The following is a 25,191-nucleotide window of genomic DNA, read 5'->3' as shown; positions in this document are numbered from 1 at the left end:
GGCTCCGGGGTCGGAAAGGCGTCACACTGCAAGGCGCAGCGGGTCAAAGGTCAGGTAGGCATCGATCGGATCGGCTTGCGCGCGCCGCACCGGCGGTTCGGCCGAGGCGCGCTGCAGGAAGGCGCGGGTGCGCTCGCTGTCGGGCTGGCCGAAGATGCGGGCCGGCGGGCCATGCTCGACGATGCGGCCGGCCTCGGTGAAGTACACCGTGTCGCTCACCTCCTGGGCGAAGCGCATCTCGTGCGTCACCAGCACGCAGGTCAGGCCGTCCTGCACCAGGTCGCGGATCACGGTCAGCACCTCGCCCACCATTTCCGGATCCAGGGCCGAGGTCACTTCGTCGAACAGGATCAGTTCGGGCCGCAGGGCCAGCGCGCGGGCGATGGCCACGCGCTGCTGCTGGCCGCCCGACAGCTCGCCCGGATAGGCGTTTTCCTTGTGGTCCATGCGCACCTTGGCCAGCAGCTCGCGCGCCAGCGCCTGGGCCTGGGCCCGCGGCTGGCCGTTGACCTTGATGGGCGAGATCACCAGGTTCTCCAGCACGCTCAGGTGCGGGAACAGGTTGTATTGCTGGAACACGAAGCCCACCCGCTTGCGCAAGGCGATCAGCTCGGACTCGGTCTTGAGGCCGTCGACGCGCACGCCGCCGACCTCGATCTCGCCGCGCTGTGGCCGCAACAGGCCGGTGATGCAGCGCAGGATGGTGGACTTGCCCGAGCCCGACGGACCGATGATGGACACGGCGTTGCCGGGCCGGACCTCGACGTCGATGCCCTTCAGGACTTCGGTCTGGCCGAATGCCAGGTGCACGTCCCGCAGGCGCACCAGCGGGGTGTCGGTGGCGGCGTGGCCGCCGCGGTCAGTGATGCGCATAGCGTCGTTCCAGATGGCGCGTCCAGCGCGCGATGGGATAGCAATAGGCGAAGAACAGCGCCAATAGCGTGAAATAGACCAGGATGGTGAAGTCGCTGCGCGCCACCGTGTTGCTGGCCACCGTGGCCGTGTCGACCAGGTCGTGCACGCCGACCAGCGAGGCCAGTGAGGTGCTCATGGTGATGCTGGCGTACAGGTTCATCCACGACGGCAACATGCGCCGCACGCACTGCGGCAGCACGATCATGCGGAAGATCTGCGAACGCCGGAACGCCAGCGACTGCGCCGCTTCCCATTGCGCCTCGGGGATCGACTGGATCGCCCCGCGGAAGATCTCGGCGACATTGGCGCTGGCCGGCAGGCCCAGCCCGATCACCACCTTGATCCAGTCCGGGAACGGCAGGTTCCAGCCGCCCAGGTTGAGTTCGAACGGGAACACATAGGTGGTGAAGTACACCAGCACCAGGATCGGCGCGTTGCGAAACGCCAGCACGTAGACGCGCGTCAACCGCCGCAGCAGCGCCGACGGCGACAGCGACAGCGCGCCCACCACCAGCCCCGCGGCCGTGCCCAGCGCCATGGCCAGCACGCTGATCTGCACGTTCATGCCCAGGCCGCGCAGCAGCGCCGGCGACCAATGCCACAGGTGCCGCACCGCGGCCGGCGCGCTGTCGGTCAGCGCCCAGGCGACGCCCAGCGCGACCAGCGCCAGCAGCAGCACCACCCACGGATCGCGCAGCAGCGCCAGCCAGCCGCCGCCCGCGCGGCGCGCGTTAGCGCCATTCAATGCCAGTTCATTGGCCATAGCCGGGCATCCTCAAGCGCGTTTCCAGCCAGCGTCCGCCCACGCTCACCAGCCAGGTCAGCAGGCCGAAATACAGCAGGATCAGGAGCAGCAGCTCCAGCACGTTGTCGCGGTGCGACCAGATCATGATGGACTCGTAGGTCACATCCCCCACCGCGATGGCCGAGGCGATCGCGGTCATCTTCACCAGGTCCACCAGGTTGTTGACCAGCGCCGGCAGCGCGAAGCGCAGCGCCAGCGGCAACTGCACCTGCGCCAGGATCTGGCGGCGCGAAAAGGCCAGCGAGCGCGCCGCCTCCAGCGTCACCGACGGCACCGCCTCGATGCCGGCGCGCAGCGCCTCGGCATGGAACACGCCCTTGTGCAGCGCCACCACGATCACCACCCACATGAATGGCGTGATCGGACTGCCGCCGCCCAGCTTCTGCGTGATCAGCATGTTCAGCACCAGGAAGGCGCAATACAGTTGCACCAGCGTCGGCGTGTTGCGGGTCAGTTCGACGAACGCCTGCAGCGGCCGCGCCAGCCAGCCGCGGCCGCTGGTGAGCCCGGCCGCGATCAGCACGCCGAACAGCAGGCTGACGGGAATGGTCCAGGCGCACAATTGCAGCGTCACCAGCAGGCCGTGGCCGAAGGCCGACAATTCGCCCGGGTCCAGCACGAAGCTGTAGTTCAGGCCCAGGGGCTTGAAGAAATGCACCCAGGCCTGCAATGCCTGTTCGATCATGCGGCCGCCTCCAATGCCGCCGGCCGCAGGGCCGCCACCGCGCGGCCGATACGCGTCACGGCTTCGGCCAGCTTGGCGTCCGACGCGGCGAACGACAGCCGCAAATACGGCGACAGGCCGTAGGCCGCGCCCCGCACCACCGCGACCCCTTCGGCCTCCAGCAGCCAGTCGACCACGTCGCCATCGTCGGCGATGACGCCGCCATCGGGCCGGACCTGGCCGATCAGGCCGGCCACGCCGATCCAGGCGAAGAACGAGCCGCGCGGCGCCGCCACGCTCAAGCCAGGCACCGCGCCCAGGCCGTCCACGATCAGCCGCGCCCGGCGCGCATAGGCCAGCCGCGCGTTATCGACAAAATCGTCGGCCACGCCCTGCAGCGCCACCAGCGCGGCGGCCTGGCCCAGCGAACTGGGGCCCGACGACACCTGCGACTGCACCGCCTCCAGCACCCCGATCAGCGCCGCCGGGCCCACGCCCCAGCCGATGCGCCAACCGGTCATGGCGTAGGCCTTGGACACGCCGTTCACCGCCAGCGTGCGTCCAGCCAGGTCCGGCGCGGCGCGCAGCAGGTGCGCCGGCGCCTGCTCGAACCAGATCTGTTCGTACATCTCGTCCCACAGCACCAGCACCGACGGATGCTCGCGCAGCACCGCCGCCAGCGCCGCCAGTTCGGCCTCGCTGTAGACGGCGCCCGACGGATTGCCGGGCGAATTCAGGATCAGCCACTTGGTGCGCGCGGTCAGCGCCTGGCGCAGGCCCTGCGGCGTCAGCTTGAAGCCATCGGCCTCGGCGGTCGGCGCCAGCACCGGCGTGCCGCCGTTGACCCGCACCGAATCGAGGAAGGTGGGCCAGTACGGCGTCGGCACGATCACCTCGTCGCCCTCGTCCAGCGTGGCGGCCAGCGCCAGGTAGATCACCTGCTTGCCGCCGTTGGAGATGATGACGTTGGCCGCCTCGGTCGGCAGGCCATGGCGCTGGCGGTAGCCATCGGCCACGGCGCGCCGCAGCGCGGCGGTGCCGGCGGTCGGCGTGTACTTGGTCTGGCCTTGCGCCAGCGCCAGCGCGGCGGCGTCCTTGATGGCCTGGGGCGTGTCGAAATCGGGCTCGCCCGAGGTCAGCACCACGATCGAGCGGCCCTCGGCCGCCAGCCGCGCGGCGCGCGCGCCGGCCGCGGCGATGGGCGACAATTCGACGCCGCGGGCGCGGCGCGAGAACACGCCGGGAAACAGGGATTCAGTCATGACAGGACCTTTCCGGGATTCATCAGGTTCAGGGGATCGAGCGCCTGCTTGACGCGGCGCATCAGCGCCAGTTCCAGCGGGCTCTTGAAATGGGGCAAGGCGTCGCGCTTGACCTGGCCGATGCCATGCTCGGCGCTGATCGAGCCGCCCTGCGCATGGGCCTGGGCGTGCACCAGGTCATGGATGCGGGCCTCGTTGGCGAACAGGCGCGCCACCGGGCCGGCGGGGTCGTGCGACACGTTGTAGTGCAGGTTGCCGTCGCCCAGGTGGCCGAACGCCATCGGCCGCAGGCCCGGGTCGAGCGCGCGCAGCGCCTGCGCGGCCCCCTGCAGGAAGGCCGGAATCCGCGAGACCGGCACCGAAATATCGTGCTTGACGTTGCCGCCGTCACGCGCCTGCGCCAGGCCGATGGCCTCGTCGCGCAGCCGCCAGAACGCCGCGGCCTGCTGCAGGCTGTGGGCGATGGCCGCGTCCTCCAGCAAGCCCTCGCCCAGCGCCGCCTCGGCCAGGCGCTGCAAGGCGTCCGCCGCGCCGGCCTCGTTGGCGGAGACCTCCAGCAAGGCGTACCAGGGTTGCGCCAGCGCCGGCAGCGGCTGCGGCTGGTCCGGCACGTGGCGCGCCACCAGTTCCAGCACCGGCCGGCCGATCAGTTCGAACGCCGTCAGCTGCGCGCCCAGGCGCCGCCGCGCCAGCGACAGGAACCCCAGCGCCGCCTCGATCGACGGCAGCCCGGCCAGGGCGCTGCCCTGCTCGGCCGGCTTCGGATACAGCTTGAGCGTGGCCGCGGTGATCACGCCGAGGGTGCCCTCGCTACCGATATACAGGTCGCGCAGCGAATAGCCGGTGTTGTCCTTGCGCAATCCGCGCAGGCCGTTCCAGACCTCGCCCTCGGCCGTCACCACCTCCAGCCCCAGCGTCAGCTCGCGCGCGTTGCCATAGCGCAGCACCTGCGTGCCGCCGGCGTTGGTCGCGAGATTGCCGCCGATGGTGCAGCTGCCTTCCGATCCCAGACTCAGCGGAAACAGGCGGCCGGCCTGGCTGGCCGCCTCCTGCACCTGCGCCAGCACACAGCCGGCCTGCACCGTGATGGTGTCGTTGTCGGTATCGATGCCCAGCACCCGGTTCAGGCGGCCCAGCGACAGCACCACGGCCTGGCCGCTGGCGTCCGGCGTGGCGCCGCCCATCAGGCCGGTATTGCCGCCCTGCGGCACCACCGGCACGCGCGCGGCATTGCACAACCGCAGCACCGCCGCCACGCCGTCGGCATCGGCCGGGCGCGCCACCGCCAGCGCCTGTCCGTGCAGCACGCGGCGCTGGTCGGTCAGGAACGGCGCCGCCTCCGCGCCGGTCAGCACCCAGTCCGCGCCCAGCCGCGCTCGCAGCGCGGCCAGCAAGGTGTCGTCGGCGGCCGTGGTCATGGCTTGGCCTGCGCCTCGGGCGGCGCGCTGTCGAACTTGCCGGCCTGCGCGTCGCGGTTGGCCTGCCGCAGGTAGTCGGCCGGCACGCCGAACTTGTCGGCCTGCCGCACCAGCAGCCCGGACTTGTGCCAGTCGCGGATCACGCCATCGACGAAGGCGCGCGTATCGGCCTCGTTGCGACGGGTCCAGATCACCGTGGGCGACGGGATCAGCTGGTCCGGGGTGGCCAGTTCGAAGCCCTCCCATTCCTTGCCATTGGGCCCGTGCAGCGTCTCGTACAGCGCCGGCTGGATGTGCACCGAGGCGTCGCAGCTGCCGCCCTTGAGCGCCAGCAGCGATTCCGGGATGTTGCGCAGGCCCTTGACCACCGCGCCATAGGTGTCCTGCAGCGGCTTGGCGAAATTGCTGCCTTGCGACACGCAGGCCACCTTGCCCTTCAGGTCCTCCCAGCGCTTGATGCCGCTGCGCTTGGACACCATGGCGGCGCCGCCGACCAGGTTGTAGGGCGTCGGCGCGTAGCTCAGGATCTCGCTGCGCTCCTGGGTCCACTGGATGTTGGCGATCAGCAGATCGACCTTGCCGGCCTGCAGGAACTGCACCCGGGTCGAGGCCGTCACCGGCACCGTTTCCAGCGTCACGCCCAGCCGCTGGGCGATATCGCGGCCCAGCTCGGTCTGGAAGCCGCCCACCTTGCCGGTGGCCGGATCGAGCAGGCCGAACGGCGGGCTGGCGCCGTCCACGCCCACCACCAGCTTGCCGCGCTGCTTGACGCGGTCCAGGGTGGCGTCGGCGTGCGCCGCCGTCGCCAGGGACGCCAGCGCCAGCGCGGCGGCCCACTTGATTGCTTGTCTATTCATCGGTCTTTTCCAACACGGGCGGGCGCGAGGCTCAGCTGCCCTGCTTGTACTTGTCGTGCAGTTCCTGCAGCAGCGGCTGCGGCGGCTGGATGTCCAGGCGCTTCTCGGTGGCGATCAGCCAGCCGCTGCGGTGCCAGCCCTGGATCACCTTGTCGACGGCGGCGATGGTGTCGGCCTCGCCCTTGCGGGTCCAGACCACCGAATTGGCCGGCAGCACTTCCGTGGCGATGGGCGCGTGATAGTCGGCCCATTCGGGATTGCTGCGCAGCAGCGGATGGATCAGGGTCGAATCGTGCACCGCGGCCACGCACTGGCCGCCGCGCAGCGCCAGCAGGGAGTCCGAAGAACTCTTGTAGCCCTTGACCACCGCGCCGTAGTCGGCCTGCAGGGGCCGCGCGAAGCTGCTGCCCTGCGACACGCAGACCGGCTTGCCGCGCAGGTCTTCCCACTTGGCGATGCCGCTGTCCTTGCGGGTGGCGGCCGCGCCGCCCACTCGGAAGAACGGCGTCGGCGCGTAGCCGAGGATCTCGGCGCGTTCGGGGTTCAGCTCCATCGACGCGATCAGCAGGTCGACCTTGCCCGAGATCAGGAACTGCGTGCGGGTGGCGGTCTGCACCTGCACCAGCTCGGCCTTCACGCCCAGGCCCTTGGCCAGTTCACGCGCCAGGTCGGGATTCCAGCCGACCAGCTGCTGCGTGGCCGGGTCGATCGAGCCGAACACGCCGCCGTTGGCCAGCACGCCGATGGTGACGGTGCCGCGTTCCTTGATCTTGTTCAGCGTGGCATCGGCATGGGCGCCGGCGGCGCCGGCCGCCAGGGCCAGCGCGACGGCCGCCTGCAGGATACGGCCGGAGATATTGCGAGTCTTCATGTTGTTGTGTCGTAGGCATTGAACGGAGTTCTATGCTGCGGTCCGCCGCCGCACAACACAAAGAAGACTTTCAGATATGAATATGAAACCCCTGTTGCGGCGCGCCTACTGGAGCTTGACGTCGGCGGTGGCGATCACGCGCCGATAGGTCGCGATGTCGTCGCGCACGGTCTGGTCCACCGCCTCGGGCGTGCTGGCGGCGATGGCGAACCCCAGGTTCTCCAGCAGCGTGGCGGTCTCCGGTTCGCGCAGCACGGCCACCACATCGCGATGGATGCGCTCGACCAACGCCGCCGGGGTCGAGGCCGGCACCACGAAGCCCTGCCAGCTCTCGACCGCGTAATCGGCCAGGCCCGCCTCCTGCATGGTCGGCACCTCCGGCAGCGCCTTGGAGCGGTACGGCGTGGTCACCGCCAGCGCCACCAGCTTGCCCGAGCGCACGTTCTCGGTGGCCGCGGCCAGCGTGATCAGCATGGCATCCACGTGGCCGCCCAGTACGTCGAGCGTGGCCGGCCCGCCGCCCGGATAGGGAATCTGGTTGGTCTTGGCGCCGATGCGTTCGTTGAGCAGTTCCACCGCCAGGTGCTGCAGGCTGCCGTTGCCGCCAGGCAGCGCCAGCGAGATCTCGCCGGGCCGGCTGCGCACCAGCGCCACGAATTCCTGGAAGGTCTTCACGCCCAGTCCCGGACGCACCACCAGCAGCTGCGGATTCACCACCGCCTTGGTCACGCCGCGCAGGTCGCGCAACGGGTCGTACAGCGGCTTGGCGGGTTGCAGCGCGTTCAGCGACAAGGCATCGCCGCCCAGCAGCAGCGTGTAGCCGTCGCCGCGCGCATGCGCCACCGCGGCATTGCCGATGGCGCTGCTGGCGCCCGGCTGGTTCTCCACCACCACGCTCTGCCCCCACTTCTCGCTCAGTTTCTGCGCCACGGTGCGCGCCAGCTTGTCGGCGCTGCCGCCGGCCGCGATCGGCACGATCAGCTTGACCGGCCGGCTCGGATAGCGCGTGGCGTCGTCCGTGGCGGCCGGCGCGGCGCCGGTCATGTTGCTCAACAGGCCCGCGCCCACCACCACGCCACCGGCCAGGCCGAACGCGGCCTTCAAGAGGGACCTGCGTCGATTGCCCATCATCCTGCTCCCTGCGGAAATTCCAAGCAGGCCAGGATAGGAGCGCGCCGTGCGCCGGACAAATACCGATACGCAATGTGGAAATGCTGGGGCAGCCGTATGCTGCGGCGGCTACGCCAGGAACGCCAGCATGCGCCGCGCCAGTTCGCGCGGCTGCTCTTCCGGCAGATAGTGGCCGCAATCGGCCAGCACCCCGCCGCGCAAGTCGCGCGCCAGCGGCCCCAGCGCCTGGTGCAGGTCGGGCGCGCTGCCGTGCTCGCCGCCCAGCGCCAGCACCGGCAGCGTCAACGGCGTCTCGCGCAGCGCCCGGTTCTGCTCGGCCGACTGGTGCGCCGCGCGGTAATAGCCGAGCATGCCGCGCAAGCCGCCCAGCGTCTGGTAGACCCGCTCGTACTCATCCAGGTCGGCGCGGCTGAACACGCCCGGCTTATTGGCGGTCTTGCGGCTGAAGAACCACTCGATCAGCACCCGCTCGCGGCCCTGCAGCAGCGCTTCGGGCAGGTCCGGCACGGTATTGAAGAGGAAATGCCAGCGCTTCCAGTTGTCCGGTCCCAGCTCGAAGCTGGCGGGCAGCGTCACGCCGGGGATGTTCGCGTCCAACAGCACCAGCCGCTCGACCTCGTCGGCGTGGCGCGTCGCGTACGGATAGGCGATCCAGGCGCCGATGTCGTGCCCGGCCAGCGCGTAGCGCGTCAGCCCCAGCGTGTGGAACAGCGCCCGCAGGCGCTCGCCCGCCGTGCGGGTGTCGTAGCCGTCCAGCGGCTTGTCCGAGTCGCCCTGCCCGGGCAGGTCCACCGCATAGAGGCGGAAATGCGGCGCCAGCAGCGGCATGACCCGGCGCCACGCGTACCAGCTCTGCGGAAACCCCGCCAGCAGGATCAGCGCCGGCCCGGCGCCGCCTTCCACCACGTGATAGCCCAGGCCGTCCACCCGCACCTGCCGGTGGCGGAACGGCACGCCGTCCAGCGCGAAGGCGTCGGCGTCCTTGAAAGTATCCATCGTCCGTCTCCGTTCAATGCAGCGCGCCGCCGCTGGTCTTGATGTCCGCCGTCACCGCCAGCGAGGTCGCCACCATCACCTTCACGCCCTCGATCAGCGTCTCCAGCGCCAGGCTGGGCTGGCCGGGGTGATGGGCCGCCATCTCCGGCAGGTACGGCACGTGCACGAAGCCGCCGCGCAACGCCGGGCGCTCGGTGGCGATGTAGTGCGCCAGGCCATAGAAGATGGTGTTGCAGTTGTAGGTGCCCGCCGTCGACGACACCGACGCCGGCACGCCCGCGCGGCGCAGATCGCGCACGATGGCCTTGATCGGCAGGGTCGAGAAATAGGCGGCCGGGCCGCCCGCGACCACCGGCTCGTCGATCGGCTGGCGGCCTTCGTTGTCGGGGATGCGGGCGTCGACCACGTTGATCGCGACGCGCTCGATCGAGATGTCGCTGCGCCCGCCGGCCTGGCCCAGGCAGATCACCAGGTCCGGCTGCGTGTCCTCGATGGCCTGGCGCAACACGCCCACCACCTTGCCGATCACGCATGGCAGCTGGCGCGCCACCAGGGTGGCGCCGGCCACCTGGGTGCCATCCAGCCGCCGCACGGCTTCCCACGACGGGTTCAGGGTTTCGCCATCGAACGGTTCGATGCCGGTAATCAATACGGTCGTCATTGCGCAGTCCTTCGATTCAATTGCTGCCAGCCATGGTAGGACCGCGCCATGGAATTGTTGAAATCCATAATCGCTATTCGTATTATTGATGGCATGAATCTTTCCGCCGTCGACCTGAACCTGCTGGTCGCCTTCGAGGCGCTCTACGACACCCGCAACGTGACCCTGGCCGGCCAGCGCATCAACCGCGCCCAGCCGTCGGTCAGCAGCGCGCTGGGGCGCCTGCGCCTGCTGTTCCAGGACGAACTGTTCCTGCGCACCGCCGACGGCATGCAGCCCACGCCCAAGGCCGTCGCGCTGATGCCGGCCGTGAGCGCAGCGCTGGACCAGATCCGCCAGGCGCTGGCGCAAGGCGCCGGCTTCGATCCCCAGGCCGCGGCCGGCCGCCGCTTCACCGTGGCGGCCAGCGACTACGCCGACGTGGTGATCGTGCCGCACATCGTCGCGGCGCTGCGGCGCGACGCCCCCGGCATCGACCTGCGCATCGCGCGGCTCGACCGCGCCGCCCTGTATGAACAGCTGGACAACGGCAGCGTCGACCTGGCGATCGGTGGCCACCTGGCGCCGCCCAAGCGCATGCTGCGCGAACGCCTGTACCAGGAGCATTTCGTCTGCATCGCGGACAAGCATCACCCCGCGCTGCGTGGCCGCAAGCTGGACCTGGCGCGCTACGTGGCGCTACCGCATGCGCTGTTCACGCCCAGCGACGATGGCTCGGCGCGCGGGGTGGTGGATGCCAGCCTGGCGCGGCTGGGGCAGCGGCGCCGGGTGGCCTGCACCTTCGCCCACATCGTCGCGCTGCCGCATGCGGTGCAAGGCACCGACCTGATCGCCACGCTGGCGCGGCGCGCCGCGTTGCGGCTGGCGGGCGACGGCCTGACCCTGCGGCCGCTGCCGCCCGAAGTCGACCCGGGCCCTTTCGATATCGACATGGTGTGCAGCCGGCGCGCGCCCGGCGACGCGGCGCTGGCGTGGCTGCAGCAGGTGGTCCGGGACGCCGCCGCGCGCTTGCGGGAATGAACCGGGCCGGCATGAAAAAAGCCGGCCCCGTTCCCGGGTGCCGGCTCGCCGTGCCACGCGGCGCGCTGCCGCCTCATGGCGAAATCAATTGGCTTTTTCGTCCTCGCCGGCATAGCCGCTGATGTAGGGACGGCCCGAGCAGCGCACCATCGCCACGCAATTGGGCAGGCCGCTCTTGGCGCTGCAGGTGTTGCGCGCCGCGTCGCGCGCCGCCTTCGGATCGGGATCGAGCGCGGTGTAGCTGGTGCCACGGCCCTTCACGCCCTTGATCCAGGCCAGGCCGACGCAGCTGTCGCGGTAGGTCAGCACCTTGGTGCAGCCGACGCACTCTTCCCAATCCAGCAGCTTGCTGATGGCGTCCTTCTCGTTGGGATAGCCATCCGCGTAGGTCAGGTCGCCCGACTCCATTTCGGCGACGGCGCCCCAGTACTCGCGGTCGTTCAGCTTGGCGGACAGCGCCTCCAGCTCGGCCGGCGTGGCCTGCCTGGCCGCGGCCACGTCCTGCGCGCTGTAGCCGGGTCCCACGCACAGCGGCATCGTGGTCAGCCAGCATTTGCCGTTGGGACTGCCGGCGGTGCAGCGTCGGATCGCCTTCTTGGCCGCCATTTCCGGCGACACGCTGTTGCCCGGGAACAGGTCGTTCGAGGTGTTGCGGGCATAGGTCATGCAGCTGTCCGAAAACCAGCTGAGCGATTTGCAGTCCTTGCCGCCGCCCTTGCGGCACGCCGCCAGCGCCGCCGATTCGGCCGCCTTTTCGGAATCCTCCGGCAGCGCCCAATAGATCTTGGCGTGTTTTCCATCCGTCGCGATGCCGCCGTACAGTTTGTCGGCATGCGCCTGCGGCGCGAACAGGCCCGCCATCAACGCCAGCGCGCCGAGCGCGGCGCGGATAATCGGAGAAAATCGGGCAAATATCATCGTTCGGGTTCCGGATCGGGTGGATTCAGCGGCCACGATCTTAGCAAGCGGTTTCCCCGGTCCGTCCCCTTTGCCGACGCCGCCCAGGCATATTGAGTAACAAATTTCACAGCTGACAGGGGGAAGCTGGCCCCGTTTTCCGGTGAAAATGGCGGACATTTCGTAAGCAGGCTGTCAGTCTGCAATCACTCTCCCGTCACATGCCGTGCAGATCCGGCCTGTCACGAAGAGACACAAAACGCCCGGCGCGCCCGGCCTGCGATCGCAGCCGCCGCGCCCGGCCGCCACGGAGCACCGACCGCACGCCATGACGTTCCCCCTGCCCCTTTCCGCCCGCCGCCCGCCGCTGCGCCTGGCCGCCAGCCTGATCGCCGCCGCCAGCCTGGCCGGGTGCGCGCCGATGCCCTCCGGCGGCAGTTCGTCGCTGCCGTCGCTGAGCCGGGTTTTCTCGGAAGGCCTGTCGTTCTCTCCCAGCGTCAACGTCGCCCGCAACATGCAGGGCCGCTCGATCGACGACGCCATCGCGGCGCTGGGCGAGCCTTCCAAGAAGCGCGCGATCGGCAACACCATGGAACTGGAGTGGTCCGACTACCAGTCGGCGCCGTACCAGGAATGGGTCACGACCGGCACCAGCCAGCAGGTGGTCGGCATGATCCCGGCCACCAACACGACCGCGGCGACGCCGGTATTCCAGCAAAGCAGCAGCGGTTATTACCAGGGCCGCAGCCGTATTTACGAATGCAAGGTGCTGATGCGCATGAAGGACAGCGTCATCGTCGATTCCACCGTCGACGGCAACGTCTGCCCGGAATTCATCGCCGCCTTGCGCAAATGGGCCGGTGAAAACGAAGCCAAGAATTATGTCGTGAAATAAGGGCCCCGGGCGGCCGTGTGAAACACGCCGCCCATGCAGGCAGATAATGGCGGCGGGGATATTCATTTTGTCGACATTATTATCAATCCTGCTCCAAGACTGCCATCAAGCTGAATGAAAAAGCCTTAATTACGAAAAAGAAAAAATAAATATCGTTGGTCGATTAATTTCCCGGCGCCTGTGCCGTTAGTGGTGGTGATACTCCCCGGCAAGCCTCATGGGCAGCTGTTGCCCGCCAGGAATACCACTGACATGACCACGATCTCCAGCTACACCCCGCCGCTCGTCATCGCCCCGCAGGCGCCGGCGACCGGGGTGTCCCGCGTCACCACCGTCAACCGCAGTCCCGACATCCCCGCGTCCACTTCGGTGACGCTGGGCCAGCCGGCCAACGTGCTGACCTATTCGCCCGAATCCGTCGCCGCTGGCCAGGTGCAGGAACCCGACGCCCTGTCCTCGCTGATGTCCGACAACGTCCGCGCCTCGTCGCTGACCGGCCAGTTCAAGGGCCTGGCCGCGGCCCTGCTGGGCCGCATGCAGAACGATGGCGGCAATTACTCGCTATCGATGCCCCTGGCCCGCGCCGCCGCGCCGGTGGACGGCGTCGCCGCGCCCCAGGGTCCGGCCGTGGCTGACAATTCGGTCGCGCTGCGCATCACCACCGCCAGCGGCGCCAAGGTCACGGTCACGCTGGAAAGCAACGAAAAGGGCCTGGGCGTGCAGATCGACGTGGGCGACGCCAAGCTCACCGAGGAAGAACGCACCGCCATCGCCGGCTTGTCCAAATCGTTCCAGGAAGCCGTCGACGGCCTGGCCGCCGTGCCGCCCAAGCTGGCGCTGGGCGCGCTGGCCAAGTTCAACAGCAGCGTGCTGTCGTCGGTCTCGCTCGAAGCCACGGTCGGCGCCGAAGGCCCCGACCGCGTCAGCTTCAACTTCCAGGCCGACGCGGGCCAACGCTCGCTGACGATCAAGACCGTGGCCGGCTCGGCCCAGATCAACGTCGACGCCAGCAAGCCCAGCCAGTTCGGCAGCGCCCAGCAGCAGACGGCCGCCATCAACAGCTACCTGACCAAGTTCGACAGCGCCCAGAACCGCGGCCAGGGCGATGCCGCGCTCATGACGCTGTTCAAGTCGGGCTTCTCGGACCTGCACAAGAGCTACGGCGAGTGGGCCCCGGAAGGCAAGACCACGACGCGCCTGGGCATGCCGGCCGAGGTGCATCGCACCATGCTGTCGGGCCTGGCCGACTTTTCCGCCTCGATCAACCAGGCGCCGGTCGCGTCCAATCCGCTGCAGGCGCGCGAGCTCGACACCTTCTCGTACGAGACGTCGCAGAACACCACGTCCAGCGGCCGGCCGCAACTCGACCTGGCGATCTCGCAACAGCAGCAATCGTCGCTGAACGCCAGCTTCCACCGCGCGCTCACGCCCGATCAGAAGCTGAACCTGACCACGGATCCCGAGTCGCAGAACTACGCGTTCTACCAGATCCGCGACGACCACAGCAGTCGCACCGACATCGCCTACGAAGACGGCGAACTGGCCAAGGCCTCGTTCACCGAATCCAGCACGATGTCCACCCTGGTGACCAAGTTCATCAAGGGCAAGCTGGTCGACCAGAGCAGCATCACCCCCACGACCCAGACGCGCTCCGAGGACCTGATGGGCCTGTTGCGCGCCGCCGACCTGAACTCGGCACGCGAAGACGCGCGCACCCCGCGCGACCAGGTCGAGGCCACCCTGGTCCGCAAGCAGGAAGACCTGGCCCAGGCCGTGGCCCGCCTGCGCGGCTGATCCCGCCTCTGCACGTACAACGGGGCAGGTCCGGCGCTTATGCCGGCCTGCCCCGTCGCTTTTTGGGCCGTCTCCAGGCGCGGCTAGCCGTCCTGCGGCAGCTTCGCGATCACCTTGATCTCGAAATCGAAGCCGTACAGCCAGGTCACGCCGACCGCCGTCAGGGTCGGATGCGGCGCCTGGCCCCAGTATTCCGGCACCACCTTCCAGATGGTTTCGAACTTGGCCGCGGGATCCACCATGAACACGGTCACGTCGACCACGTCCTCGAAGCTGCCGCCCGCCGCCTTCAGGATCGCGTTCAGGTTGTCGAACGCCTGCCGCACCTGTGCCTCCAGATCGGGTTCGGGCGACCCGTCCTCGCGGCTGCCCACCTGGCCCGACACGAACAGAAAGCCGTTCGACCGCACCGCCGGCGAATAGCGGTTGCGCTCGTACAGCGCCTGGCGCCCGGCCGGAAAAACCACATCACGCGTTGCCATTCAAGTACTCCTGTCCCGGGCCTCGGCCCGTATTGATGATGCAGTCACTGTACGGACGGCGCCGCCGCCGATAAACGGGCAAGCCTGTCCATCACTGTTTGTAAAATGCAAACAATCCCCTGATCCCTGGAGTGGCGATGGACCGTTTCGACGCAATGCAGGCCTTCGCCCGGGTGGTGGAAACCGGCAGCTTCACCAAGGCGGCCGACACGCTGCACATGAGCAAGACCAGCGTCACCCAGCTGGTGCAGCAGCTCGAGGCGCGGCTGCGCGTGCGCCTGCTCAACCGCACCACCCGCAAGGTCAACGTCACCGCCGACGGCGCTGTGTACTACGAACGCGTGCTGCGGCTGCTGGCCGACATGGACGACGCCGAGACCAGCCTGTCCGGCGCCGCGTCCGTGCCGCGCGGCCGCCTGCGGGTCGACGTGCCCAGCCCGCTGGCGCGCATGATCCTGGTGCCCGCCCTGCCCGCCTTCCATGCGCGCTACCCGGACATCCAGCTGGATATGGGCGTGAGCGACCGCATCGTCGACGTGATCGGCGAGAACGTCGACTGCGTGGTGCGCGGCGGCGAGCTGACCGACCAATCACTGATGGCGCGGCGCGTCGGCGACCTGCAATTGCGCGTCTATGCCGCGCCCGCCTACCTGCAGCGGGCCGGCGCGCCCGGCCATCCGCGCGATCTCGAGGACAGCCACCACCGCATCGTCGGCTTCCTCTGGTCGCGCAGCGGCAAGCCCCTGCCCTACGCCATGCGGCGCGGCGACGAGCGCGTCCATGTGCACGGCCGCTACGTGGTCGCGGTGGATGACGGCAACGCCTATCTGGCGGCGGGCCTGGCGGGCATGGGCGTGTTGTGGCTACCCGACTACATGGCGCGCGAGCATGCCGCGCGCGGCGAGCTCACGCCGTTGTTCGAGGATTGGCGGCTGGATTCGATGCCGCTGTACATCGCCTTTCCGCCCAACCGCCACGTCAGCGCCAAGCTGCGGGTGTTCATCGACTGGGTGGCGGAACTGATGGCGCTGCATGCGCCGCCCGAATTCGCTCGCATACACCCGCCACCTACAATACGGCAATCGAAGAGGCCTTGAGCCTGAACCAAGGATGTGCATGACTACCGCAACCCCCCGCGCTACGAGGCCACACCGATGAGCGAATGGAGCGAGATCAAGGCGCGCTTCAAGCGCCCGCTAAGTGCGCTGTTCCTCTGCCTGATGCTACTGATTTTGTCCCGCGATCTCTTCGACGCCGCGAACAGGGCGTACCTGCCGCCCGATCCCGCCACGCTGCACGCCATCGCCGTGCGCGTGGACAAGTTGGCCGTATGCCCCTACTCGCGGACCGCCGGCTCCCGGCAGAACAGCGGCTACAGGCCCCTTTGCTATTTCTCGAACGACTATCCCGACGTGGCGTTCGAGGCGGGCGCCGTTGTGACCGGCCTCGTCCTGCCACGGACCCTGGAACTGCTGACCGACCGCGAGCCGGACGACCTGAAGAACGTCTACGAGGGCCAGATGTTCAGCGTGCACGTGCCCATCAGGGTTTATGGGCTGCGCCAGATGGACGGCAAGGTGTTGTGGGATCCGGTGGCCACCTACGATAGAGCCTGGTCCACCAAGCAGCGCAAGAACGCGTATGCCTGGCTCGTGGTGCTGATCGCGCTGGGCTGCGCCGCCTACGCCTTCCTCAGGATCCGGGCGATCCTGCGCGATCCGCATCTATGACCTGACGGCCCGTCGCACCGCCTGGCTCAGGTCCGCCTGGCCAGCCACACCGTCGCGTTGCCGCAAGCGGCGTCCCATTCGACGTGGCGCAATACCTCGAAGCCGTTGGCGGCGAGCAGCTCGCGGTATTCGGCGCTGTCCAGGCTGCCGTGATAAAGCGGCTGGCCGTCGAGCTGGCCGATGGCCTCGCCCAGCGTCGTGCCGCTGGTGAACATCAGCGCCGCGCCCGGCGCGGCCAGGCGCCGGAACTGCGCGAACATGGGCCGCTGGTCCTCGGGCGACAGATGGAAGAAGCTGTGCCACGCGATCAGGCCGTCGAACGGCCCGGCGCAAGGCAGCTGGCGCATGTCGGCGGCGATCCACGCCTGCTCGGGAAAGCGCGCCGCGGCGCGCGCCAGCAATGCGGTCGAACTATCGACGCCGGTAATCCGGCAGCCGTGTTCGATCAGGTGGCCGGCGATCGGCACGCCGGTGCCGCAGCCGATGTCCAGCACCCGCGGCGCGGCCGTCGGCAACGCCGCCAGGAAATCGGCCAGCCAGGCGCGCTCGATCAACGCGGCGCCGCGGTCGCGCTCGAACGCTGCCGCATGCGCCTGGTACAGCGCCATCACGTCGCGGGACAAGGGATTGGACACGGCCTCAACCCGGCGCGGCGCCGCGCATGAACAGGTCCCATGCGCGGTCGAAGTAATCCTGCTGCGCCGCCGGATCGGCAAAGCGCGTCTCGCCCAGCATGGTGGCGACCAGCGGCTTGATCGAGGTGGCGTACAGCAGCTGCTCGGCGATGAACGCGGCGTCGCCGCCGCCCAGCGTCCCGGCCGCCTGCGCCTCGGTCACCATATCGGCCAGGCGCCGCAGGAAGGGATCGTCGGCGCCGGGGGTGGGCTGCACGCCCTTGGCCGGCAAGGCCTCGCCCAGCGCCACGCGGTTCAGCGCCACCAGTTGCGGACGCAGGTTGATGTCCAGCAAGGCGCGCGCGTAGCGGCGCAGGCGCTGCTCGGGCGCGCCCGCTTCAGCCATACAGGCGTTCAGTTCCTCGACGATCGCGCCGCGGAACGTGTCCATCAACGCGCCGAACAGCGCGGCCTTGGAGGCGTAGCGGCGATACAGCGTGTCCTTGCCCGCCTTGCAGATCTCGGCCACCTGCTCCATCGACGTCGCGGCGTAGCCCTGCGCGGCGAACAGCTCGGCCGCGACCTCGAGGATGCGGCGCTCCAGCTGCGCCGCCGCTTCCCGGGTCGGCCGCCCGCCCGGCGCCTTGCGCGCCGTCTCGCCGGCGGGCGACGGCGCGGCGATGCGGCGGGCGGGGGTGGCGGTCTTGCTGGGCTGGGTGGTGGTCATCCAATCGGTCCGTGGGTGGCAGTCTTGATGGCCGCCATTGTCCCCCAGCGGGCGCCGCACGGCAAACAACCAAACGCAAAAGTCCCGTTATCACCCCGCAGAGACGGGCGTCAAGGGTTTTATTTTTTCCAAATTAACTGGACGTTACCGTCCCGTTTATGTGATGATGATTGCAATTGAGATTTCTTTTCATTTGCAACAGGTGTTGAAATGGCGATTGATGTCCGGGAAGCCGTGATCCTCGGGGCGGTTTCTGGTTTGCTGGCGGCCGGCGCGGCCCAGGCGCAGCAGGAAGCAGTGCAACTCAGTCCGGTGGTGGTCAAGGGCGAGTCCGCCGACCCGGCCGACAGCAGCGACCGCATCCTGCTCCCGACCACCACGTCGGCCACCAAGACCGGCACCCCGGTGCTCGAGACGGCCCAGTCGATCTCCACCATCACCCGCAAGCAGCTTGACGACCAGGCGCCGCAGACCGTCAGCGAAGCCCTGCGCTACACCGCCGGCGTGCTGTCCGACCGCGACACCAACTCACGCTACGACTCGGTCTTCCTGCGCGGCTTCGGCGCCTTCGGCACCGCCACCAACTACGTCAACTTCCTCGACGGCCTCAAGCTGCCGCGCGGCCAGGCCTTCGCGCAAGCGGCCATCGCCCCCTATCTGCTCGACCGCATCGACGTGCTCAAGGGGCCGTCGGCGCTGCTGTACGGGCAGGTCAGCCCCGGCGGCCTGGTGAACCAGGTGAGCCGCCGGCCGTCCGACCAGGCCACGCACGAGATCCTGCTCGAAGGCGGCAACGATGGCCGCGCCCGCGCCGGCTTCAGCAGCCAGGGCGCCGTCAACGAGGCCGGCACGCTGCAGTACAGCCTGACCGGGGTCGGCCGCTACGCCGACAGTCGCTACGACGGCGTGCACGAAAGCCGCTACGCGGTGGCCCCGTCGTTGACCTGGCGGCCCAACGCCGACACCACCTTCACGCTGTCCGCGTACTACCAGAAGGATCCGGACGGCGGCTACTTCAACTCGGTCTATCCCAAGTTCCTGGCGCCGTCCCGGTACAAGGACGATCTTGGCCGCCGCTTCAACGTGGGCGACCCCAAGTTCGACGCCTTCGAGCGCGAACAGCACGGCATCGGCTACCAGCTGGAGCACCGCGTCAGCCCGGCGCTGACGCTGCGCTCGCGCCTGCGCTACTCGGACGTCGACGTCGATTTCCGTTCGCTGCAGATGGCCGCGCCGCTGGCCGCCGACGGCACCATCGCGCGCCAGGCGCTGCGCTCGATCGAGGACGTCAAGGGCGTCGCGCTCGACAACCAGGCCCAGATCGACTTCGCCACCGGCGCGGTGCAGCACACCGTGCTGACCGGCATCGACTACCAGCACACCCGCAGCAACTGGCAATACAACTGGGGGCCGGCGCCGTCCCTCAATGTCACCAATCCGCAGTACGGCCAGCCGATCGGCCCGCTGATGACCATCATCGACAGCGGCCAGACGCTGCGCCAGACCGGCGCCTACGTGCAGGATCAGTTCCGCTTCGGCGGCTTCCGGGCGCTGCTGGGCGTGCGCCACGACTGGACCGAACAGGATTCCGACAACCGCCTGGCCAGGTCCAGCACCAACCAGTCCAGCGAAGCGACCAGCTACCGCGCCGGCCTGCTGTACCTGTTCGACAACGGCCTCGCGCCCTACGTCAGCTACGCCACCTCGTTCGAGCCCAATGTCGGCGTCAATTCGAGCGGCGCGCCGTTCGTGCCGAGCAAGGCGAGCCAATACGAGGTCGGCCTGAAGTACCAGCCGACCGGCGTGGATGCGCTGTTCACGGTGTCGGCGTTCGACATCCGCCAGCGCGCCGCGCTGGTGCCGGACACCTTCGGCTTCAATACCCAGGACGGCCGCATCCGCTCGCGCGGCCTGGAATTCGAGGCGCGCGGACAGGTCACCTCCAACCTGGAGCTGATCGCCGCCCTGACGCTGCTGGACACCAAAGTCACGCAGGCCGCGGTCGAGGCCAACAACGACAAGCGGCCGCAGGCGGTGCCCACCTATTACGGTTCGGTGTGGGCCAACTACCGCTTCGGTTCCGGCGCGCTGGAAGGCCTGAAGGTCGGCGCCGGCGTGCGCACGGTGGGCTCGAGCTACGCCGACAACGCCAACAAGGTGAAGGCCGATGGCTACACCCTGATCGACGCCGCGCTGCGCTACGACTTCGGCGCCACCATCCCCAGCCTGAAGGGGCTGGAAGGCCGCCTGAACATCAACAACCTGTTCGACAAGACCTACTATTCCAGCTGCAGCTCCGACTATTTCTGCCAGTACGGCAACGGCCGCCAGATCATCGCCGGCCTGAGCTACCGCTGGTAAGGACCTGACCATGGATCGACGCCGCTTCTGCGCGGGACTCGCATTGGCCGGACTGGGCGGCGCCCTGCCCGCCCTTGCCAGCCAACCGCGCACGCTGACCGACATGTCCGGACGCACCTTGCGGCTGCCCGCCGCGCCGCGCCGCATCGTGCTACTGGAGGCGCGCGACATCCTCACCATGGCGCTGCTGCACCCCGATCCGGCGTCACTGGTGGTGGGCTGGGCCGCCGCCGACCGCATCGACAGCGACGCGCTGCAGGCGCGCTTCGAGCGCAAGCGGCCGATCGCCGTGATCGGCAAGCAGGCGCCCACCACGATCTCGCTGGAAGGCATCGTCAACCTGGCGCCCGACCTGGTGGTGGCCAGCGCCTTCATGGCGCCCCAGGACGGCGCCAGCGGCCTGCTCCAGCGCCTGGCCGCGCTGGGCATCCCGGTGGCCTTCAGCGATGTCGCCAGCAACGCCGTCGCGCCCGCCGGGGCCGGCCCGATCGACACGCTGCACCGCAACCTGGGCATGTGGGGCGACATCCTCGATGCCGGCGACCGGGCCGCGGCCTATTCGGCCTTCGCCGACGAACGCCTGGCCGAGGTGGCGCGGCGGCTGGCCGGCGCCAAACCGGTGACCACCTACCTGGAAGTGCAATCCACGCCCGACGACTGCTGCTGGGCTGCCGGCAAGCAGGTCTGGGGCGAGCTGCTGGCGTTGGCCGGCGGCCAGAGCCTGCCTGGCGTGACCGCGCCCTGGTACCAGAAGCTGCAGCTCGAATACCTGCTGGCCACGCCACACGATGTCTACATCGCCTCGGGCGGCGGCTGGGTCTCGGGCGGACGCCCGGCCATCGGTCCCGGCATCGACCCGGCCCAGGGCCGCGCCGGCCTGCGGCGCCTGGTGGCCCGCACCGGTTTTTCCGCGCTGCCCAGCGTGCGCCAGGGGCGCGTGCACGGCATCTGGACCGGCCTCATCACGGTCGCGCCGTTCAATCCGCTTTTCGTCGAGGCCGCCGCCAAGTGGCTGCATCCCGACCGCTTTGCCGACTTCGACCCCGCCGAGACCCTGGCGACGATCAATCGCCGCTTTTTGCAGGAGCCGATCGACGGCCCGCTGTGGGTCTCCCTCCAGGAGTAAATCTTGTCCAAGCCCTCCACGCCGTCCTGTACGGCGTCGGCCATCATCGCCTTTCCCAAGCTGGCCGACTATCTCGAGCCGATCCTGGCGGCCATCGCCACGCACGACATGAGCGTGCAGGCCGACCACGACCAGCACATCGTCACCGCGCCCTTCGGGCACGCCACCCTGCAAGCCCGCCCGGGCGCGCTGCACATCCAGGTCGAGGCCGAAAACCCCGCCGCCCTGAACCGCATGAAGCACGCGCTGGCCGGCCCGATCGGCTTCATCGCCGCGCAGGAGCGGCTCGACATCCAGTGGCGCGGCGACGCCGGCGGCCTGACGCCGCTGGACGATCTGCGCATCCTGCGCGTGGCCTCGGTGCGCGACCTGACGCCGCACTTGCGCCGCATCGTGCTGCAAGGCGTCGACCTGGCCCATCTGGATCGCGCCGACCAGCTGCATTGCCGCCTGATCTTCGCGCCCAAGGGCGACGCCGACGTCGCCTGGCCGATGCTGGACGGCCACGGCCGCGTCACCTGGCCCGGCGGCAAGATGCCGACCCGCGTCTACACCATCCGCGCCATCGATCCGGCCGCGGGCGCGCTGACCATCGATTTCGCGCTGCACGCCGATGCCGGGCCCGCCACGCGGTGGGCGCAGGCGGCCGTGCCGGGCGACCGCGTCGGCGTCGTCGGCCCCGCGGCCGGCGGCCCCAAGCCGGCCTCGTTCCATGTGCTGGCGGGCGACGAAACCGGTCTGCCCGGCATCGCCCGCATCCTTGAATCGCTGCCGGCCGACACGCGCGGCCACGCCTTCATCGAAGTGCGCGACGCCAGCGAGGAACTGCCGCTGGCCGCGCCCGCCGGCATCGCATTGCGCTGGCTGCACCGCGATGGCGCGCCCGCTGGCGCCACCACGCTGCTGCCGGACGCGGTGCGCGCGGTGTCATGGCCAAACGCGCTCGACGACGCCTTCTTCTGGGGCGGGTGCGAGCACAAGGCGTTCCGCGCCATCCACCGCTATCTGCGCCACGATCTGGGCCTGCCCGCCGACCGGCAGGTGCTGTATTCGTACTGGCACCGCACGCTGAGCGAAGAGCAGATCATCGAGATCGGCGCGCCCGCCTATCTGGCCGAATAAGCCCGGCCGGCATGACAGCGGGATGACAGAACGGTGACCGTTGCGGCCCGTTTCGTACAGCTATTATTAAGGAAGCGCCCCTACAATCCGGCGGGCCCCACAAGGGTTCGCCAGGGGCCGGCCGCAAGGCGCCAGAGGGGCTGAAATAGTTCTTCACCCCCTCTTGCAGCTTGACGGGAACTCACCCCGCCTCGCGCCTATCCATACCCTGTCCGCCGCTACCGATTCGCTTCCCATGCCGTCTTCCCAGCAGTCACCGAATCATCCCGATCAGGGCGGGATCCGCATCCTCGCCGCCGACGCCGGCCAGGCCGGCGCCGTGCTCGAGGCCACGCAACAATTCCTGTCCGACCTCGGCCTGCGCGCCGCCGCCCGCTGCGACCTGCTCAAGGACGCCGCGCCCGGCGCGCACGCCACGCTCAATCGCGGCTTCGCCGCCAGCTACCTGCCCGATCACGACACGACCCGCGTGGCGCGCGCGCTGAGCCTGCGCCCCGATGCCAACGAGGCCGACCTGGACCGCGAAATCGTCCTGGCGATGCTGGCCAGTCCGGTCGCCTTCGACTTCCCCAGCGTCGCGGAACTGGCGTCGGCGGTGCGCATCCGCCGCTACATCGTGCAGGCCGCCGGCAAGACGGCCCTGGCCTTCGACACCGAACACGCCGAACGGCCCGAGGATTACTGGACCTACGACGAGGCGCGCGGCTTCACCGTGCTGCCGGGCCGCTCGCTGATCGACGGACTGCGCAAGGCCACCCAGCCCGAGGCCTCGGGCCAGCTGTATTCGTTCTCGTGCTATCGCGCCACCGAATACGTCACCGTGCTCGGCATCGCGCAGGAACTGCAGGCGGCCAACCCCGAGCTGGGCCGCCGGCTGCAACGCCAGTGGGAAACGCGCGCCGTCATGTCCGGCAGCTTCCACGACACCTTCCTGCACGAGTACGGCGCGCTCGACGCGCCCTTGCCGCAGCGCTTCTACGTGCCCGGCGACCGGCTCTGGTTCCGCAACCCCGACGCCGAATCGTCGGACGTCGAAGGCTACGAGGGGTCCTGGGTGTTCTACCTGGGCGGCGGCCTGTTCAACAATTTCTGGGAACGCGGCGTGCCGTACACGCTGACGTCCAAGTGCGTCGAGATCTACCACTGGCGGCACGGCCTGCGCACCGATGCCGCCGGCAAGCGCTACATCGACGAGCAGATCGTCAAGGAACACGTGCACGCCACCCTGGCCGATCCCGAGGCCACGGCCGTCATCCTCGAACGCATGATGCGGATCCGCGACCCGCAGGGCGTGTACGCCGCGGGCGGCTGCATCGACGCCACCCGCGAACGGGTGCGCTGGGTCCGTCCCGGCCATTGCGACATCGTGCTGCCGGATTTTCCCGGCGCGGCGCGGGCGCTGTCCATCGCGGCCTGAGTCTCCCCTGATCTCCCCTTGCGGGCGGCCGGCACGGCGCGCCGCTTGACGGCCGGGCCATCATGCAACATCATATGTTTCTTGATAATGGCGCGCCCCTTGGCGCCCCCGCCCCGGAGATCCCATGTCCTTCACCAATACGCCCGGCGCCTCGGAAGACTACGCCGAACGCGTCGCGCGCCATGTCCCCGGGCTGCGCGACCTGCACCGCATGATCGGCGTGCTGATGGCCGAGCAGGCGCCGGACGATGGCCGCCTGCTGGTGCTGGGCGCCGGCGGCGGGCTGGAGCTGAAGGCCCTGGCCGGGACGCGGCCGGGCTGGCGGCTGGACGGCGTCGATCCCTCGGCCGACATGCTGCGCCAGGCCAGCGCCACGCTGGGCGAGCTGGCCTCGCGCGCGACGTTGCACCAGGGCTATATCGACGACGCGCCCGAAGGCCCTTTCGACGGCGCCACCTGCCTGCTGACGCTGCATTTCCTGCCGGCCGCCGAACGGCTCAGGACCGTCCGCGAGGTCGCGCGCCGGCTCAGGCCCGGCGCCCCGTTCATCGTCGCGCACCACAGCTTTCCGCTCGAACGGCGCGACGCCTGGCTGGCGCGCAATGCCGCCTTCGTGGTGGCGGCGGGCGTGCCGGCCGAACAGGCGCGAAGCGGCATGCAGGCGATGAAGGAAAAACTGCCCGTGCTGGCGCCCGAAGCGGATGAAGCCCTGCTGCGCGAGGCCGGCTTCACCGACGTCGAACTGTTCTACGCGGCGCTGACGTTCAAGGGCTGGGTCTGCCGCAAGGCATAAGGCGCCCGCGGCCTGGCGACCTCTGCCAGGCGCCTTTGCGTGTGAAAGGCCCCTAGCGCTTGCCGAAATCCTTCTGCTTGAAATCGGTCTCGCCGCGATAACCGTACAGGCGCGAGACGGCCTGGAAATCCTCGGGCGAGAAACCGGCCCACGAATAATTGCGGACGTTCTTCTTGCTCTGCGCGTCGCGCACGTAGAACGACAGCGACGCCTTCTGCTCGGGCAGGTTGATCGCCTTGTGCAGCGACGGCACGAATTCATAGCGCGACGTGGGGTAGTTCTTCTTCACGCCCAGCAACGTGCTGACCTGGATCTCACTGTCGCTGAAGGCATAGCGGTTCACGAACACGTAGTCCTTGCGGATCAGCAGGAACGTGATCAGGCCGAGCGCCACGGTCGCCACGTAGAAGACCGGCGTATCGATATGGCGATCGACCGTGTAGCGGTAGGCGTAGTTGAAGACCAGCGACAGCAGGCCCACGGCGATGACCAGCTGCCCCAGTTGGGAAAACAGCCATTTGGCCTTGTTCTGGATGTTGACGATCAGCATTGCTAGGGTCCCTATGACGATTGTTATTGGAAGCACGGGATTGGCACGCGCGTAGTGTGCCGCAAGCCGGCTCGCCGCAACCG

At 69.0% G+C, this 25,191-nt stretch carries 25 protein-coding genes and 1 pseudogene; 10 read left to right on the top strand and 16 right to left on the bottom strand.

The features are described 5' to 3' along the window. Window positions 1-21 precede the first annotated feature (21 nt). The 11 genes and pseudogenes from I6I07_RS22975 to pcp all read right to left on the bottom strand — a co-directional run bounded on the left by I6I07_RS22975 (window position 22) and on the right by pcp (window position 9,580). Window positions 22-873 (bottom strand): amino acid ABC transporter ATP-binding protein, encoded by an 852-nt coding sequence (locus tag I6I07_RS22975; RefSeq protein ID WP_198483853.1) that lies wholly within the window; start codon window positions 871-873, stop codon window positions 22-24. After that, window positions 860-1,453, bottom strand: a complete 594-nt coding sequence (locus tag I6I07_RS22970; RefSeq protein ID WP_420094594.1) for an amino acid ABC transporter permease — start codon at window positions 1,451-1,453, stop codon at window positions 860-862. The genes I6I07_RS22975 and I6I07_RS22970 overlap by 14 nt, the downstream gene beginning before the upstream one ends. A gap of 23 nt (window positions 1,454-1,476) precedes the next feature. Continuing rightward, window positions 1,477-1,530 (bottom strand): annotated as a pseudogene (locus I6I07_RS31940) (hypothetical protein); the annotation flags it as partial. Window positions 1,531-1,667: 137 nt separating this feature from the next. Continuing rightward, window positions 1,668-2,405, bottom strand: coding sequence for an amino acid ABC transporter permease (locus tag I6I07_RS22965; RefSeq protein ID WP_198483851.1), 738 nt, complete (start codon window positions 2,403-2,405; stop codon window positions 1,668-1,670). After that, on the bottom strand, window positions 2,402-3,646 hold the full coding sequence (locus I6I07_RS22960) for an aminotransferase class I/II-fold pyridoxal phosphate-dependent enzyme (RefSeq protein WP_198483850.1): 1,245 nt from the start codon (window positions 3,644-3,646) through the stop codon (window positions 2,402-2,404). Before I6I07_RS22960 ends, I6I07_RS22965 begins: the two co-directional genes overlap by 4 nt. Beyond that, complete coding sequence (locus I6I07_RS22955) at window positions 3,643-5,064, bottom strand: FAD-binding oxidoreductase (RefSeq protein ID WP_198483849.1); 1,422 nt, start codon at window positions 5,062-5,064, stop codon at window positions 3,643-3,645. The genes I6I07_RS22960 and I6I07_RS22955 overlap by 4 nt, the downstream gene beginning before the upstream one ends. Then, window positions 5,061-5,921 (bottom strand): transporter substrate-binding domain-containing protein, encoded by an 861-nt coding sequence (locus tag I6I07_RS22950; protein WP_198483848.1) that lies wholly within the window; start codon window positions 5,919-5,921, stop codon window positions 5,061-5,063. The genes I6I07_RS22955 and I6I07_RS22950 overlap by 4 nt, the downstream gene beginning before the upstream one ends. Before the next feature lie 31 nt (window positions 5,922-5,952). Next, a complete protein-coding gene (locus I6I07_RS22945) occupies window positions 5,953-6,792 on the bottom strand; it encodes a transporter substrate-binding domain-containing protein (protein ID WP_198483847.1) in 840 nt (279 codons plus the stop codon). Between the two features lie 105 nt (window positions 6,793-6,897). Then, complete coding sequence (locus I6I07_RS22940) at window positions 6,898-7,923, bottom strand: Bug family tripartite tricarboxylate transporter substrate binding protein (RefSeq protein ID WP_420094517.1); 1,026 nt, start codon at window positions 7,921-7,923, stop codon at window positions 6,898-6,900. A gap of 108 nt (window positions 7,924-8,031) precedes the next feature. Then, on the bottom strand, window positions 8,032-8,919 hold the full coding sequence (locus I6I07_RS22935) for an alpha/beta fold hydrolase (RefSeq protein WP_198483846.1): 888 nt from the start codon (window positions 8,917-8,919) through the stop codon (window positions 8,032-8,034). A gap of 13 nt (window positions 8,920-8,932) precedes the next feature. Then, window positions 8,933-9,580, bottom strand: coding sequence for a pyroglutamyl-peptidase I (gene pcp / locus I6I07_RS22930; protein WP_198483845.1), 648 nt, complete (start codon window positions 9,578-9,580; stop codon window positions 8,933-8,935). A gap of 93 nt (window positions 9,581-9,673) precedes the next feature. Here pcp and I6I07_RS22925 point away from each other — a divergent pair, with 93 nt between their 5' ends. Then, on the top strand, window positions 9,674-10,600 hold the full coding sequence (locus I6I07_RS22925) for a LysR family transcriptional regulator (protein ID WP_198483844.1): 927 nt from the start codon (window positions 9,674-9,676) through the stop codon (window positions 10,598-10,600). An 84-nt stretch (window positions 10,601-10,684) separates the two neighbouring features. On the opposite strand, the gene I6I07_RS22920 is transcribed toward I6I07_RS22925, so the two are convergent. Further along, entirely contained in the window at window positions 10,685-11,518 is an 834-nt protein-coding gene (locus I6I07_RS22920; protein WP_198483843.1) for a DUF4189 domain-containing protein, read from the bottom strand. A gap of 307 nt (window positions 11,519-11,825) precedes the next feature. Between I6I07_RS22920 and I6I07_RS22915 the strand changes: the two genes are divergently transcribed. Next, window positions 11,826-12,392 (top strand): hypothetical protein, encoded by a 567-nt coding sequence (locus tag I6I07_RS22915; protein ID WP_198483842.1) that lies wholly within the window; start codon window positions 11,826-11,828, stop codon window positions 12,390-12,392. A gap of 252 nt (window positions 12,393-12,644) precedes the next feature. After that, the gene (locus tag I6I07_RS22910; RefSeq protein ID WP_198483841.1) at window positions 12,645-14,186 is read left to right on the top strand and encodes a hypothetical protein; all 1,542 of its coding nucleotides are present in this window, start codon (window positions 12,645-12,647) and stop codon (window positions 14,184-14,186) included. 83 nt (window positions 14,187-14,269) lie between these two features. Here I6I07_RS22910 and I6I07_RS22905 read toward each other — a convergent pair whose 3' ends face one another. Continuing rightward, entirely contained in the window at window positions 14,270-14,668 is a 399-nt protein-coding gene (locus I6I07_RS22905; protein ID WP_006395193.1) for a RidA family protein, read from the bottom strand. 137 nt (window positions 14,669-14,805) lie between these two features. On the opposite strand from I6I07_RS22905, the gene I6I07_RS22900 reads away from it, so the two are divergent. Together I6I07_RS22900 and I6I07_RS22895 are read left to right on the top strand one after the other, a co-directional pair. Then, a complete protein-coding gene (locus tag I6I07_RS22900; RefSeq protein WP_198483840.1) occupies window positions 14,806-15,765 on the top strand; it encodes a LysR family transcriptional regulator in 960 nt (319 codons plus the stop codon). Between the two features lie 57 nt (window positions 15,766-15,822). After that, on the top strand, window positions 15,823-16,398 hold the full coding sequence (locus I6I07_RS22895) for a hypothetical protein (protein ID WP_198483839.1): 576 nt from the start codon (window positions 15,823-15,825) through the stop codon (window positions 16,396-16,398). 26 nt (window positions 16,399-16,424) lie between these two features. Here the strand turns inward: I6I07_RS22895 and I6I07_RS22890 are convergent, their stop codons facing one another. Continuing rightward, entirely contained in the window at window positions 16,425-17,033 is a 609-nt protein-coding gene (locus I6I07_RS22890) for a class I SAM-dependent DNA methyltransferase (RefSeq protein WP_232625694.1), read from the bottom strand. Between the two features lie 4 nt (window positions 17,034-17,037). Further along, a complete protein-coding gene (locus I6I07_RS22885) occupies window positions 17,038-17,739 on the bottom strand; it encodes a TetR/AcrR family transcriptional regulator (RefSeq protein ID WP_198483838.1) in 702 nt (233 codons plus the stop codon). Window positions 17,740-17,949: 210 nt separating this feature from the next. On the opposite strand from I6I07_RS22885, the gene I6I07_RS22880 reads away from it, so the two are divergent. The 5 genes from I6I07_RS22880 (at window position 17,950) to I6I07_RS22860 (ending at window position 24,558) form a co-directional block, all read left to right on the top strand. Next, window positions 17,950-20,100 (top strand): TonB-dependent siderophore receptor, encoded by a 2,151-nt coding sequence (locus I6I07_RS22880; protein WP_232625693.1) that lies wholly within the window; start codon window positions 17,950-17,952, stop codon window positions 20,098-20,100. A gap of 10 nt (window positions 20,101-20,110) precedes the next feature. Then, window positions 20,111-21,226, top strand: a complete 1,116-nt coding sequence (locus I6I07_RS22875; RefSeq protein WP_232625692.1) for an ABC transporter substrate-binding protein — start codon at window positions 20,111-20,113, stop codon at window positions 21,224-21,226. A gap of 3 nt (window positions 21,227-21,229) precedes the next feature. Beyond that, on the top strand, window positions 21,230-22,348 hold the full coding sequence (locus tag I6I07_RS22870; RefSeq protein ID WP_198483837.1) for a siderophore-interacting protein: 1,119 nt from the start codon (window positions 21,230-21,232) through the stop codon (window positions 22,346-22,348). Window positions 22,349-22,583: 235 nt separating this feature from the next. Next, entirely contained in the window at window positions 22,584-23,765 is a 1,182-nt protein-coding gene (locus I6I07_RS22865) for a hypothetical protein (protein ID WP_198483836.1), read from the top strand. A gap of 124 nt (window positions 23,766-23,889) precedes the next feature. Then, the gene (locus tag I6I07_RS22860; RefSeq protein ID WP_198483835.1) at window positions 23,890-24,558 is read left to right on the top strand and encodes a class I SAM-dependent methyltransferase; all 669 of its coding nucleotides are present in this window, start codon (window positions 23,890-23,892) and stop codon (window positions 24,556-24,558) included. 52 nt (window positions 24,559-24,610) lie between these two features. Here the strand turns inward: I6I07_RS22860 and I6I07_RS22855 are convergent, their stop codons facing one another. Next, window positions 24,611-25,108, bottom strand: a complete 498-nt coding sequence (locus I6I07_RS22855; RefSeq protein WP_061071109.1) for a hypothetical protein — start codon at window positions 25,106-25,108, stop codon at window positions 24,611-24,613. Window positions 25,109-25,191 lie beyond the last annotated feature (83 nt).

Origin of the sequence: Achromobacter deleyi (assembly GCF_016127315.1) — a bacterium.
GTDB lineage: Bacteria > Pseudomonadota > Gammaproteobacteria > Burkholderiales > Burkholderiaceae_B > Achromobacter > Achromobacter insuavis_A.
The sequence above is the reverse complement of the archived record's forward strand: the minus strand, read 5'-3'. Positions and strand labels throughout refer to the sequence as shown.